This window comes from Acidovorax sp. LjRoot74, from assembly GCF_964254355.1.
Taxonomy (GTDB): Bacteria; Pseudomonadota; Gammaproteobacteria; order Burkholderiales; family Burkholderiaceae_C; genus Acidovorax.
Genome location: NZ_CAXUTI020000001.1, coordinates 642,915 through 655,751 on the forward strand (window position 1 = coordinate 642,915; position 12,837 = coordinate 655,751).

General features: G+C 66.6%; 12 protein-coding genes. 3 read left to right on the plus strand and 9 right to left on the minus strand.

Going from position 1 to position 12,837, the window contains the following annotated elements; translation table 11 throughout:
- Window positions 1-3 precede the first annotated feature (3 nt).
- The 3 genes from ACSQ3O_RS03005 to ACSQ3O_RS03015 form a co-directional block, all read right to left on the minus strand.
- A complete protein-coding gene (locus tag ACSQ3O_RS03005; RefSeq protein WP_436137803.1) occupies window positions 4-498 on the minus strand; it encodes a GlcG/HbpS family heme-binding protein in 495 nt (164 codons plus the stop codon).
- Window positions 499-635: 137 nt separating this feature from the next.
- Window positions 636-1,268 carry a response regulator transcription factor gene (locus ACSQ3O_RS03010; RefSeq protein WP_060985321.1) on the minus strand — a complete coding sequence of 211 codons (633 nt, stop codon included), beginning with the start codon at window positions 1,266-1,268 and terminating at the stop codon, window positions 636-638.
- Window positions 1,258-2,805: a sensor histidine kinase gene (locus ACSQ3O_RS03015; protein ID WP_436137804.1), complete on the minus strand. Its 1,548-nt coding sequence runs from the start codon at window positions 2,803-2,805 to the stop codon at window positions 1,258-1,260. Before ACSQ3O_RS03015 ends, ACSQ3O_RS03010 begins: the two co-directional genes overlap by 11 nt.
- A 118-nt stretch (window positions 2,806-2,923) precedes the next feature.
- Here ACSQ3O_RS03015 and ACSQ3O_RS03020 point away from each other — a divergent pair, with 118 nt between their 5' ends.
- A complete protein-coding gene (locus ACSQ3O_RS03020) occupies window positions 2,924-3,874 on the plus strand; it encodes a cation diffusion facilitator family transporter (RefSeq protein WP_137748721.1) in 951 nt (316 codons plus the stop codon).
- Entirely contained in the window at window positions 3,871-4,329 is a 459-nt protein-coding gene (gene dtd / locus ACSQ3O_RS03025; RefSeq protein WP_436137805.1) for a D-aminoacyl-tRNA deacylase, read from the plus strand. Before ACSQ3O_RS03020 ends, dtd begins: the two co-directional genes overlap by 4 nt.
- A 34-nt stretch (window positions 4,330-4,363) precedes the next feature.
- Here dtd and ACSQ3O_RS03030 read toward each other — a convergent pair whose 3' ends face one another.
- The 6 genes from ACSQ3O_RS03030 to ACSQ3O_RS03055 all read right to left on the minus strand — a co-directional run bounded on the left by ACSQ3O_RS03030 (window position 4,364) and on the right by ACSQ3O_RS03055 (window position 12,167).
- Complete coding sequence (locus ACSQ3O_RS03030) at window positions 4,364-5,668, minus strand: MFS transporter (protein WP_436137806.1); 1,305 nt, start codon at window positions 5,666-5,668, stop codon at window positions 4,364-4,366.
- Window positions 5,665-6,414, minus strand: coding sequence for a sulfite exporter TauE/SafE family protein (locus ACSQ3O_RS03035; RefSeq protein WP_436137807.1), 750 nt, complete (start codon window positions 6,412-6,414; stop codon window positions 5,665-5,667). Before ACSQ3O_RS03035 ends, ACSQ3O_RS03030 begins: the two co-directional genes overlap by 4 nt.
- A 122-nt stretch (window positions 6,415-6,536) precedes the next feature.
- A complete protein-coding gene (locus ACSQ3O_RS03040; protein ID WP_436137808.1) occupies window positions 6,537-8,267 on the minus strand; it encodes a hypothetical protein in 1,731 nt (576 codons plus the stop codon).
- Between the two features lie 65 nt (window positions 8,268-8,332).
- Window positions 8,333-10,288 carry an FG-GAP repeat protein gene (locus tag ACSQ3O_RS03045; RefSeq protein WP_436137809.1) on the minus strand — a complete coding sequence of 652 codons (1,956 nt, stop codon included), beginning with the start codon at window positions 10,286-10,288 and terminating at the stop codon, window positions 8,333-8,335.
- Window positions 10,289-10,686: 398 nt separating this feature from the next.
- Entirely contained in the window at window positions 10,687-11,148 is a 462-nt protein-coding gene (gene ybeY, locus ACSQ3O_RS03050; protein WP_436137810.1) for an rRNA maturation RNase YbeY, read from the minus strand.
- A 62-nt stretch (window positions 11,149-11,210) separates the two neighbouring features.
- A complete protein-coding gene (locus ACSQ3O_RS03055; RefSeq protein ID WP_436137811.1) occupies window positions 11,211-12,167 on the minus strand; it encodes a PhoH family protein in 957 nt (318 codons plus the stop codon).
- A 93-nt stretch (window positions 12,168-12,260) separates the two neighbouring features.
- On the opposite strand from ACSQ3O_RS03055, the gene ruvA reads away from it, so the two are divergent.
- On the plus strand, window positions 12,261-12,836 hold the full coding sequence (gene ruvA / locus ACSQ3O_RS03060) for a Holliday junction branch migration protein RuvA (RefSeq protein ID WP_298452616.1): 576 nt from the start codon (window positions 12,261-12,263) through the stop codon (window positions 12,834-12,836).
- Window position 12,837: the final 1 nt, after the last annotated feature.

A 12,837-nucleotide genomic window follows, 5' to 3' on the forward strand; every position in this document is an offset into this window, starting at 1 on the left:
TGATTACTTCAGCAGATCCTGCACCTTGGCGATGCCCGCCACGGCGCATTGCTCGTCCAGGTGGCCGCCGGGCGCACCGCCCACGCCCACGGCGCCGATCACTTCATTGCCCACCTTCACGGGCACGCCGCCGCCCAGCAACAGGTAGCCGGGGATGTTCACCAGGTTGGCGGCAGCGGGGTTCTTCTGTGCGCCTTCCATCATGGCCAGCGTGGTGTTCTTGGCAGATGCCGAGGTGTAGGCCTTGAGGCGGCTGGCTTCCAGCGTGTGGGGGCCGGCGTTGTCGGCGCGCTGCACGGCGCGCACGGTGCCTGCGCGGTCCACCACCGTGGCCGTCACGGCGTAGCCGTTGGCGGTGCAGGTGGCCACGGTCTGGGCGGCGATCTGCGTGGCCAGGTCCAGCGACATGTTCTTCTCGGTGCGCACGCCTTCGGCGCTGGCGGCGGTGGCGATCAGGGACAGGGTGATGGCGGCGGCTTTGACGAGGGTGCTTTGCATGGTGTTCTCCGGTGTTTTGGTTCGGTGCCACCCTTTGTGGCGCCGTGGGAGAACTGTAAAAATTGCCGCCGTTTTCAGCCATTCGGGCGGCTACGCGCGGGCCTCCGTAGAACTACGGAAGGCCTTTGCAGGCCGATTCAAGATGCGGCATCCACCAGCGCCGCATACCGCCGGATCAGTTGCGCCAGCGACTCTGCCCCCAGCTTGGCGAACAGGTTGGCGCGGTGCGTTTCCACCGTGCGCGGGGAGAGTTCGAGCGCCCGGCCGATTTCCTTGTTGGTCAGCCCCTCCACGATCAGCCCCAGCACCTCGCGCTCGCGGGCCGAGAGCTGCGCAAAACGCTCGCGCGCCTGCTGGTCGGCCTGGTGGCGCTCGCGCGAGCGCACATGCTGGCGCACGGCGTTTTGCAGGGCCTCGATCAGTACCTCGTCGTCCACCGGCTTTTCCAGAAACTCGGCCGCGCCGGTCTTGAACGCGCGGCGGCACATCTCCACCGTGCCGTGGCCGGTGAGCAAAATCACGGGCTGGTCAACGCCCTGCGCCAGCAGCTGCTCCAGCACCGTGAGGCCACTGATGCCGGGCATGCGCACATCCAGCACGATGGCGCCGATGCTGGCGCGGTCAAACCCGGCCATGAAGGACTGCGGGTCGGCCCAGGTCTGCACGCGCAGGCCCACGGTGCTGATGAGCAGGGCAAGGCCCTCGCGCACGGCGGCATCGTCGTCCACCAGGTGGATCAGGGGCGAGAGGGAGGGGGCGCTATCGGTCATCGGTGGGTGGTGCGGCTTGCAGGGTCAGCACAAACTCGGCGCCCCGCTGTGCTGCGGACGGGGGCGTGGCTTCGGGCGCCAGGGCGAGCTGCGCGCCCATGGCCTGCGCCAGGCTCTCGCACAGCGTGAGGCCCAGGCCCAGCCCGCCGGTGCGCGTGGTGTAGAAGGGCTCGAACAGGTGCTGGCGCGCCTCGGGCGGGATGCCGGGGCCGTGGTCGCGAACCGACAGGGTCACCCGCCCACTTTCCGCGCGCGCCATGCTCAGGCGCAGCTGGCGTTCTGCGGGCGGCACCTGCTCCAGCGCCTGCAGGGCGTTCATCAGCAGGTTGTGGACGATCTGCTGCAGGGCCACGGGTTCGGCCCGCACCGGGGGCAAGTCTGCTGCGGCAGACACCTCGGGCACCACGCCGCGCTGCGCCAGTTCGGGCTCCAGCAGATGCAGCACGTCTTGCACGGCGGTGGGCAGTGCCAGGGGCTGGGCCTGGCCTGCCAGGTCGGGCCGCTCCACCAGGCGGCGCAGGCGGCCCACCACGGTGGATGCGCGGCGCGCCTGTTCCACGGCGCGGGCCATGGCGGTCTGTGCGGTGTCGAGGTCGGGCGGGTCGTCGGCCAGCAGGCGCTGGGCGGCCTGCGTGCTGGAGAGCAGTGCCGTGAGCGGCTGGTTCAGCTCGTGGGCCATGCCGGCGGCCAGCTCGCCCAGGGTGTTCAGCCGCGCCACCTGGCCCAGGCGCAGCAGCTCTTCAGCCCGCTGGCGCGCCACGCGCTGGCGCCACAGTGCGCGGCCTGCCGCCCACAGCGCTGCGGTCAGCAGGCACCAGCCCAGCATGCGCCACCAGGGTAGTTCGTGCAGGCTCACACTGCGGCGGGCCACCACGTCCAGCGGCTGGCTGGCGGCGGCCAACAGTTTGTGAAAGTCGTAGGCGCGGATGCCGTTGCCCCGGTCGGCCTGGCCGGGCTGCACCACAAAGGCCGTGCCGCTTTGCTCCAGCGTCACGCGCACCGGGCTGGTGGCCATGTCCATGGGCCACTCGTCGATGGGGATGGCGGCGCGCAGGTCGATGTGCAGCGCGTAGCTGGCCGGTGTGCCCGCCAGCACCAGGTAGAAGCGGCCTGCGGGCAGGTTCAGCCCCGCCATCGCGGCGTGGCCGGTGCGCCGTGATGTGGCCTCTGCCGCTGCCAGCTCGGCCTGCAGCGTAGGCGGCCAGTCGCTGTGGGCCGAGCGCTGCAGCACGGTCAGGATCTGCGGGTACACCGACGGGAGGCGGGGCAGGGGCGAGGCCGCGTTGTGTGGGCCATCCGCCGCAGCGGCAGCAGGCTGCAGCAGCGCCAGCGTGGCCATGATGGCGTCGTGCTGCACCACGCGCTGGCTTAGCAGCCGGTGCACGATGCGTGCGTCGGTCTCGAACGCCGCGTGCAGTTGCTGCAGGCGGTCCACCACCAGCCAGCCGCAACCAATGCCGGCCACCAGCACCCACAGCAGCAGGCTGGGCAGGTGCAGGGCGTGTGGGGGCAGAAGGCGGCGCCAGGCGGGGAACATGCGCGGATTCTGGCATGGGGCCCACGCCGGGGCCCGCAGTTAAACCGCGCTTAAGGTGGCTCTGGTGTAATTTCTGATTCGCCTGTTGGCCACTGCTTCGGCTTCTTCACCTACCGCCATGTCCGCCGCCTCCACCACATCCCACCCCTGGCTTTCGCCCCGCAACCTGCTGTGGGCGTCCATTGCTGTGGCGGCAGTCACCATCGCCCTCAAGACGCTGGCCTGGGTGGTCACGGGCTCGGTCGGTTTGCTGTCGGATGCGATGGAGTCGTTTGTGAACCTGGCCAGCGCCATGTTTGCGTTGGCCATGGTGACGGTGGCCCAGCGCCCGGCCGACGATGACCACCCCTACGGCCACCACAAGGCCGAGTATTTCTCCTCGGGCTTCGAGGGCATCCTCATCATCGGCGTCTCGGCCGGCATCTTCTGGGCTGCGGGCCACCGGTTGTTCGACCCGCAACCCATCGAGCAGGTGGGCTGGGGCCTGGGGCTGTCGGTGCTCAGCTCGGCCCTCAACGGGCTGCTGGCCTGGGTGATGTTCCGCTCGGCGCGCGAGCACCGCTCCATCGCACTGGAGGCCGATGCCCGCCACTTGGTCACCGATGTGTGGACCTCGGCTGGCGTGCTGGTGGGCATCGCGGGCGCGGCCCTGACCGGGTGGCTGTGGCTGGATGCGGTGGCGGCCATTGCCGTGGCGCTGAACATTCTGAAAGAGGGCGTGGAGCTGGTGTGGCGCTCGTCCCAGGGCCTCATGGATTCGGCAGTGGAGCCCGAGGTGCAGACCACCATCGACGCCACGCTGCAGCAGTTTGTGGCGGCCCAGGCGCCGGGCGCTGTGCGCTTCGACCATGTCTCCACCCGCCGCGCGGGCCAGCGCCAGTTTGTGGACATGCACCTGCACATGCCTGCGCACTGGACCCTGCGCCACGCCGCCGAGCTGCGCGGCCAGGTCGAGCGCGCGCTGATGACCGCCGTGCCCGGCCTGCGTGCCACCATCGAGCTGCTGCCCACCGATGTGGAGGCGCATTTCGACGACCCCCGTGACGATGTGAAGGATGCCGTGAAGTGATCAGCGTATTGCAACGTGTGCGCGAAGCGCGTGTGGATGTGGACGGGCAGACCGTGGGCGCCATCGGCGCGGGCCTGCTGGTTCTGGTGTGCGCCGAGCGCGGCGACACCGATGCCGAGGCCGACAAGCTGCTGGCCAAGATCCTCAAGCTGCGCATCTTTTCGGACGCAGCGGGCAAGATGAACCAGAGCGTGCAGGACATCGGTGGCGGTCTTTTGTTGGTCAGTCAGTTCACCCTGGCGGCCGACACCACCGGCGGCAACCGCCCGAGCTTTACCCAGGCGGCAGCGCCCGACGAAGGGCGGCGCCTGTATGACTACCTGGTGGCCCAGGCCCGCCAAGTCCACCCCGTGGTGGCCACCGGCCAGTTCGCCGCCGACATGCAGGTGCACCTGATCAACGACGGGCCGGTGACGATACCGCTGCGGATGGCACCTGCAATGCATCAAAATTGATAGCTGCTAGCGCTTGATGGACGGGCGGTAGGGGCTATTTTGGTTCTGATTGTTGCGAAGAGACCAGTGGCGACACAGGCAGCACCCGAAACGCCATCGATGCCAGCGCCAGCCAGGCCGCAATTGCCAGCATGACGGCCGTGTGCGCATCCCAGCCCAGGCGCTGGGCGCCGGTGGCCACGATGCCGGTGAACCACTGCATCAGCGCCACGCCCAGAAACATCGCCATCGTGTAGGCCGACAGGGCCCGGCCCGTGAGCGCGGGCGGGTACGAGGCGCGCACATCGGCGTACTGCAGCACGCCGTAGCCCGACAGAAGCCCCATCAACAAAACCAGCACCACGCTGGCCGCAGGGTGCACCCGCAAAAAGGCCAGCAGCGCGAACAGCCCGGCCATCAGCAGCGAGGCATTGCCAATCCACCATCGGCGGCGGCCGACGCCCGGGTCCAGCCGACCTGCCAGCCCGGGGGCAAACAGCGCAATCAGCGACAGGCCCAGCGCGACGTTGCCGCTGTCCACCAGGGTGAGGTGGTAGCGGTCCATCAGCAGCGGCGCCAGCCACAGGCCCCGCAGCGACAAAAATGCAGCGTAGCCCGACATGCCCAGCAGCAGAATGCCCCAGGTGTGCGGCACCGTGAGCAACTGGCCAAAGCCCAGCAGCGCCTGGCCCCAGGTTTCGCGCTGCGCCGGGGGCGGCACCAGCGGGGCGGGCTCGTGCACCCGCAGCCAGATCAGCAGCCACGACAGCGCGCTGAGCACTGCCAGCACGGCATAGCCAGTGCGCCAGCCGCCGCCGTGCTGCACCAGCCAGGCCAGCGGTGTGCCAGTGAACAGCAGGCCCAGCCCACCCACACCCATGGCCACGCCCGACAGGTAGGCAAACCGGTCGGCCGGGAAATGCCGCGCAATGAACAGCGTGCAGGCCAGAAACGCGGGTGAGCAGCCCACGCCAATCATCAGCTGGCCCACCATCAACCACGCATAGCCGGGCGCTGCCGCCGAGAGCGCGGCCCCGCCAATCGCCAGCGGGAAGGCGGTGAGCACCGTGCGCCGCAGGCCCCACAGGTCCAACCCCACACCCATCAGCAACTGGGCCACGCCGAACGACAGGCCGAACAGCCCGGCAAACGCGCCCAGCGAGCTCGGCGAGAGCCCGAACTCCGCCATCAGCCCCTGCGCCACCATGCCCGTCGTGGTGCGAAACGCCTGGCTCAGCGCAAAGCCGGTGAGCAGCGCCAGCAGCATGGCCCACAGCACGCGCTTTGGCGGGCGGGCGCTGCCCGCCGCGCCGTGCGTAGGCGCCTGCGTGGGAGATGGGGCGGGGGCGTTGTTACTCACTGCCGCCAGAAGAACACCGCTGCCATCACCAGCCCGGTGGCCACGATGCCCCAGCGCAGCACGTTGGCAGGCAGCTTGCGCGCCACGCGTGCGCCGCCGTAGCCGCCTGCGGTGGCGGCCACCATCATCATCAGGGCCTGGGGCCATAGCACGATGCCGCCCGCCGCGTAGATGGCCACCGCAATCGCGGTGAGCAGGGCCGAGACCAGGTTCTTCATGCCGTTCATGGCGTTGAGCTGGGTTTGCCCCAGCAGGCCAAACAGCGCCAGCAGCAAGATGCCCAGCCCGCCGTTGAAGTAGCCGCCATACCCTGCCACGGCCAGCATGCCCAGGGCTGCCTTCCACGGCGCGGCAGGGCCATGGGCCGACGCACCGGCCCACTGGCGCAGCCGGGGGCCCAGCGCAAACATCGCCGTGGCCGCCAGCAGCAGCCAGGGCACGACCTTGCGGAAGGTGGCGTCGGGCGTGATGAGCAGCAGCGCAGCCCCGGCCGATCCGCCAATGAGGGCCAGCAGCACCACTGCCCGCATGGACAGGCCGGGCGGCGGTTGCATGTCTTCCCGAAACCCCCAGGCCCCCGCCATGTAGCCCGGCAGCAGCGCCACCGTGCCCGTGGCATTGGCCACCACGGGCGGCACACCGGTGAAGACGAGAGCAGGCAGGGTCAGAAAGCTGCCGCCTCCGGCAACGGCATTAAGGGCGCCGGCGATGAAGGCGGCGGTGAGCAGCAAAGATGTGTCGAGCATGCACCGATGGTAGGGGGTGGCGCCACCGCCATTGGCGACGGCGCAGGTGCAACACTTTTTCCTTCCCCGGCGCCTGTCAGGTGCTGGGGCTGGTCAATATGAAAGGGCTACCCTCCGCGCAATCAGTACAGATAGGCTGCATTGGGCGCGGCGGGTGTTACGCCATCCGTAGCGCTGCTGGTGCCTACGGCCAGGGTGCTGGCATCACCAGACAGCGCCACGCCAGCGCCAAAGCGCGCAAGTGCGCGCGGTTGGGGCGCCTTGAGGTAGGCCCTGTGCGCCCAGGTGGCGCTGTCACGGCGATAGATGTTGACGGCCCCGGCCGCGTAGGCGGCCTGGTTGATGGCGTCGCCATTGATACCGGGGGCGTTGCTGGCGTCCTTCAGGTCACCCAGGGCGAGCGTGCGGCCATCCGAGGAAAGCGACAACATGACGCTTGTTGCGCCCGATTGGCCATCCGCCTTGACCTGCAGCGCAGGCTGTTGCGTCCAGGTGTCCCCCGCGCGGGTGAAGGTTTGCAGCTCAACGCTGGAGAATCCAGCACCGTCCAGGACGGCCAGCGTGCTTCCGTCCCCGGACAGTGCAAAGGGGTGCTCCCCATCCAGCACGTCGGTGGTCTTGCTCCACACTTGCTTGGGGGAACTCCACGTACCACTGAGTTGTGTCAGGACAGACACGTCATGCTGGCTGTTCGCTGCGAGGAGTGTGCCATCGCTGGACAGGGCTACTACCGCCCCGAAGCGGGCCACACGCCGGTCGGTGCTGCTGCGCGGCAGATGCGCCTGCTCCGCCCAGGCACCGTTGTTGCGGACAAAGGTGTGAATGGCGCCCAAGCCACCGCCAAAAATGGTATCGGATCCGGAGGACATGCTGCCGACCGGGGTTCCCCCACTCCCCGGCGTGAAGTTTGCGCCTTCTTCAGGTGCTCCCACCGCCAGCAGGTTTCCGTCGGCTGACAGAGCCACGCTGAAGCCAAAGTGTTGGGGGGTGCACGGAAAAACAAACGTGCCCATGACGTCGAGGCGGCTGCATGATTCGACTTTCTGCGGAGTGTTGCGTGCCTTGATGTAAGCCTGCTGGCTCCAGGTGCCGCTGCTGCGGGTGAGCAGATAGACCGCTCCTGCGCCATACGCATCGCGATTGGATGCATCACCATTGATGCCTCGCGCGTTGCTTCTTTCCTCCGGTGCGCCCACAGCCAGCGTATTACCGTCAGCAGACAAAGCCAAGCTGGCGCCAAAGGCCATTTTGGCGGCGGAGTTGGTGCTTTCAATGCGCACCTGCTGGTTCCAGGTGCCGCCCACCGTATTGCGACTGAAGACATACACAGCGCCTGCCCCGGCCAACCCGCCTGAGCTGCCCTCGCTCGGAGATCCAACAACCATTGTTGCACCGTCCGCCGACAGGGCAATCACATTTGTATAGCTGCCAAATCGCGTGGCATTGCCGCCGGCGAGTTCGAACTTGCCGATGGCCTGCGTGAGGTCGGGGGTGACGGTGGCCGTGAACGGGCCACAGCCATTCGCATCGCAGGCGCGCAGTCGGTAACTGGCGTTCACGCGCTCGTGCAGTAGCTGAGGGGCGAGGCTATGGGCGTAAGAGGTGCTGCTCAGTGCGCCGCCGAGCTGTGTCTCGGGCAGGGGGCCTGTCGGTCCGTCGGGGTCCTCAAACAATTCATAGCGTGTGGCTCCGGCGCTGGCATTCCAGCTGAAGTTGTAGCCCTTGACCCCGTAGCCTACGGTGAGGCTGAAAGGTGAAGGGGAGGTCGAGCTTCCGGAGCCGCCGCCGCAGGCTGTCAGTACCAGCGGGATAGCGAGAAACAAGCCATTCAGGGGTTGAAGAATGCGAGGCATGAAGGTTTTCCTCAGAGTGTTGGGTTTTGACGCGTGGAATTGGAGGGCGTGCCCAGTATCAATAGTCAGTACAGATACACCGCCCCGACGCTGACGGGAAGCGGTATTGCTGGGTAGGCGGGGCTGCCCGAGTTGTCCGCCTGGTTGCCTTGGATGTCTTTGGCCAGACTGTCTTCGCCCGTGGCGCCCACTGCCAGGGTGGTGCCATCGCCTGACAAGGCGATGCTGGCGCCAAAGAGGTCCCCCGCATCGGTGTTGCTGGCCTTCAGGTAGGCGCGTTGACTCCAGGTACCGCCACTTCGCTGGTATACGTAGGCGGCGCCCGCGCCGCCCGCAGAACTGTCCGCCTGCTTGCCATTGATGCCCCTGGCGCTGCTGGCTTCAGCCATGGCGCCCACGGCCAGCGTATTGCCGTCGGCAGACAGTGCGAGGCTGGATCCATACCAGTGGTCCTGGCCGGTGTTGCTAGCCTTCAGATAGGCCTGCTGGCTCCACGAGCCGCTGCTGCGGGTGAACAGATAGGCAGCGCCTGCACGTACCAGGGTGCGAGCGCCCGGTGGGTTGTTGATGCCCGTGCCGGACGCTGTCTCATTCTGGGCGCCTACGGCCAGGGTATTGCCATCTGCCGAAAGTGCGAGCTTGAGGCCGAATCGGTCGTTAGCGGCAGTATTCGATGTCTTGACATAGGCCTGCTGGCTCCAGCCTTTGTTGTCCTGGGTGAAGACGTAGACCGCACCGGAGCCGCTGGCCGATTGGTCCTGCTGGTTGCCATTGACGCCGGTGGCGCCGCTGCTCTCCTGCGGAGCCCCCACTGCCAGCGTGCTCCCATCACCCGAGAGCGCAATGGATTCGCCAAAGTATTGCCAACCTGCGCTGTTGGTGTTGCTGGCTTTGAGGTAGGCCTGATGGGCCCAGGTGCTGCCCCCTCCAGCGCCGCTGCTGCTGCGGGAGTAGGTGTACACCGCGCCTGCGCGGATGGCCGAGTGGTCACTCTGATCGCCATTGATGCCGGTGGCTTTACTGCCTTCGCCAGGTGCGCCAACGGCCACCAGGTTGCCATCGGAAGAAACCGCCACGCTGCTACCGAAGCTTTGGGGGTCGCGTACGTAGTAGCCCATGATGTCAACGCTGTAGTCGGCCTTGGGGCGCGTATTGCTTGCCTTGATGTAGGCCTCCTGCACCCACTGAATAGAAAGCCCGTGAGGCAGGGGGCTCCCGATAGCCTTGAAGACGTATGCGGCACCTGCACCCTGGGTCTGGGTGTCGGATGCGTCGCCGTTCACCCCTTTGGCACTGCTGGTCTCGCCGGGGGCTCCTACGACCAGTGTGGATCCGTCGGCAGACAGGGCCAGGCTGGCGCCAAAGCGGGGCCCGTTGTCCAGGTAGCGTCCGTTGTCGTAGGCCCGGTTATTGCCAGCCTTGAGATAGGACGCCAGTGTCCACAGGCCGTAGCTATTGTTGCGCGAGAAAACATAGACGGCGCCTGCGTTCGCGATGGAGTTGTCGGCTTGGTCGCAGGAGGATGTGGTGGGGCAGGTTGCGTTGCTGCGTTCGCCGGTTGCGCTCACAGCCATTACCCTGCCATCGGCCGACAGGGCCACGGCACTGCCAAATGCGTCGATAGCCTCGCCGTTGCTTGCTTTGAAGTAGCCAATGGCCTGGGTCACATCGGGGGTGATGGCGGCAGTGAATGCTCCGCAGCCAGTGCCGTCGCAGGCGCGCAGGCGGTAGGTAGCGTTTACTCGCTCATGCAGCTGCGCGGACTTTATCTGGTGGAAGAAGGCGGTGATGGTGTGATCATTGGCGCCGCCCACTATCACCTCCGGCTGAGGGCCGGCGGGGCCATCAGGGTCTTCGAACAACTCGTAGCGGGAGGCACCCACGCTGGCGCTCCATTGGAAGGTGTACCCCTTGGTGCCATATCCCACGGTGAAACCTGCTGGGGCCGCAATGCCAGTGGATGGTGCATCTGAGCCTGAGCCTCCGCCGCAGGCCGCCAGCATCACGGGGACGGCCATCATCAGCGCCCGCGCCAGGTGAGTCGGCCTCTGGGTGATAGGTGTCCTGCAAGGTGTGGAGTGTCCGATCATGGGCAATGTCCTGTGGTCCTAAAGTGGGAAAGGAGGCGGTGCAAACGGAGGAGGGCGGGGCGGGTGAGATGTCAGATGTGCGCCCCCCAAGTAATGGGGCCAGGGCCGTGCAGCGTTTCAAACGCTTATCCCGAACCTGATCCTTTGCCTTCCCTCGGGTCGAGGTTTTTATACCATTCAGTAAAAAATAAACAGCAAGAGATACGGTTTGTTTCCGAATCTCTGTACGGGGCTGGGCGGGCAAGATGTGACCCGCGAGGCACGCGCAGGGCTGGTGCGCAGCGCCAAGCCCTAGGCGCCCTATGCCTTTGTCGCTTTCTTGGGCGGCGTTATTCAGATGCGTACGGGTCCGCAAACCCCAGTTCTTGCAGGATGGTCGTCTCGTACGCTTCCATCTCCTCGGCGTCGGCCTCGCTCGTTTCATGGTCCCAGCCCTGGGCATGTAGCGTGCCATGTACCAGCATGTGGGCGTAGTGTTCTTCCAGGCTCTTGTTCTGCTCCTGGGCTTCCCGCTCGATCACGGGGGCGCACAGCACCAGGTCGGCGGTCACCACGGGCTCTTGCGTGTAGTCAAAGGTGAGCACGTTGGTGGCGTAGTCCTTCTTGCGGTACTCGCGGTTGAGCTGCTGGCCTTCTTTGGCGCCCACGATGCGCACGGTGATCTCCGCGTCGGTGGCCAGGGCGTGTCGAATCCAGCGCGTGACCTTGTGGCGCGGAAGCACGGCGCGGTGGGCGGCGACTCCATCAAAAGAGCCGAACTGCAGCGACAGGGAGAGTTGGTTCAGAGGCATAGGAGTATTTTTAGCTGCTGTCGCCTGATGGGCTTTGTTTTATTGCTATAAGAATGAAAGCACTAGTCTCGGCTGCGGGCCGTCACGGCGCGGCGCGGGGCGTCGTAGGCATCCACGATGCGGGCGACCAGTGGGTGGCGCACCACGTCGGCGCTGGTGAAGTGGGTGATGGCAATGCCTTTCACGCGTTTCAGCACACGTTCGGCGTCCACCAGCCCGCTCATCGCGCCTTTGGGCAGGTCGATCTGGCTCACATCGCCCGTGACCACGGCGCGCGATCCGAAGCCGATGCGGGTGAGGAACATCTTCATCTGCTCGGGGGTGGTGTTCTGGGCTTCGTCCAGGATCACGAAGGCGTTGTTCAGTGTGCGCCCGCGCATGAAGGCCAGCGGCGCGATCTCAATGGCGTTGCGCTCAAACGCTTTCTGCACCTTGTCATGCCCCATCAGTTCGTAGAGCGCGTCGTACAGCGGCCGCAGGTACGGGTCCACCTTCTGGGCCAGGTCGCCAGGCAGAAAGCCCAGGCGCTCGCCCGCCTCCACGGCCGGGCGGGTCAGCACGATGCGCTGCACGCTGCTGCGCTCCAGCGCATCCACAGCGCTGGCCACGGCGAGATACGTCTTACCCGTGCCGGCGGGGCCGATGCCGAAGGTGATGTCGTGCGTGGCGATGTTCTGCAGGTACAGGCTCTGGGTGGCAGTCCGTCCGCGCAGGTCGGCCCGGCGGGTGTTGAGCACGATGGCGTCGTCCGGCGCTTCCAGCAACCCGCTGTCGCCTGCCAGCATGAGCTGGATATGGTCTTCCGGGATGGGGCGCTCTGCGATCTCGTACAAGGCCTGCAGCAGTTCCATCGCCTGGGTGGCCTTGGCCTTGGGACCGTCCACCTTGAACTGCTCGTGCCGGTGCGCAATGCTGACCTGCAGCGCCTCTTCGATGGTGCGCAGGTGGATGTCGGCCGGGCCACACAGGTGGGTCAGCCGGGTGTTGTTGTGGGGAGTGAAGGTGTGGCGCAGGATCACGCTGATAATTCCCGTCAGGCAAAGGAAATGGCCACATGGCGCATGCCGTGTGGCAATGCCGCGCGGCTCGCCAGCGTCGGCAAAAGGACATCAATGATAGGCAAATTGACCGGCACCCTGCTGGAGAAGAATCCCCCCGAGGTGCTACTGGACTGCCACGGCGTCGGTTACGAGGTGAATGTGCCCATGAGCACGTTCTACAACCTGCCCGCCGTGGGCGAGCGCGTGAGCCTGCTCACGCAGTTCATCGTGCGCGAGGATGCACAGCTGTTGTATGGCTTTGCGACCGCCCCCGAGCGCCAGGCGTTTCGCGAGCTGATAAAGATATCGGGCGTGGGGCCGCGCACCGCGCTGTCGATCCTGAGCGGCATGGGTGTGGGCGACCTGGCCCAGGCGATTTCGCTGCAGGAGGCGGGGCGTCTGGTCAAGGTGCCGGGCATTGGCAAGAAGACCGCTGAGCGCCTGCTGTTGGAACTCAAGGGCAAGCTCGGGGCGGACATGGGAGCCGTGCGCGGCGCTGCCACCAGCGATGCGCAGGCCGACATCCTGCAGGCACTGTTGGCTTTGGGCTACAACGACAAGGAGGCGGCGGCGGCACTCAAGGCGCTGCCTGCAGAGGTGGGGGTGAGTGAGGGGATCAAGATGGCGCTGAAGGCGTTGGCGAAGTAGC

Coding starts and splice junctions, on each gene's coding strand:
- ACSQ3O_RS03015 (WP_436137804.1), bottom strand. CDS start 2,805: ATGTTCCCCGCCTGGCGCCGCCTTCTGCCCCCACACGCCCTGCACCTG.
- ACSQ3O_RS03005 (WP_436137803.1), bottom strand. CDS start 498: ATGCAAAGCACCCTCGTCAAAGCCGCCGCCATCACCCTGTCCCTGATC.
- ACSQ3O_RS03045 (WP_436137809.1), bottom strand. CDS start 10,288: ATGATGGCCGTCCCCGTGATGCTGGCGGCCTGCGGCGGAGGCTCAGGC.
- ACSQ3O_RS03040 (WP_436137808.1), bottom strand. CDS start 8,267: ATGCCTCGCATTCTTCAACCCCTGAATGGCTTGTTTCTCGCTATCCCG.
- ACSQ3O_RS03020 (WP_137748721.1), top strand. CDS start 2,924: ATGTCCGCCGCCTCCACCACATCCCACCCCTGGCTTTCGCCCCGCAAC.
- ACSQ3O_RS03010 (WP_060985321.1), bottom strand. CDS start 1,268: ATGACCGATAGCGCCCCCTCCCTCTCGCCCCTGATCCACCTGGTGGAC.
- ACSQ3O_RS03035 (WP_436137807.1), bottom strand. CDS start 6,414: ATGCTCGACACATCTTTGCTGCTCACCGCCGCCTTCATCGCCGGCGCC.
- ruvA (WP_298452616.1), top strand. CDS start 12,261: ATGATAGGCAAATTGACCGGCACCCTGCTGGAGAAGAATCCCCCCGAG.
- ybeY (WP_436137810.1), bottom strand. CDS start 11,148: ATGCCTCTGAACCAACTCTCCCTGTCGCTGCAGTTCGGCTCTTTTGAT.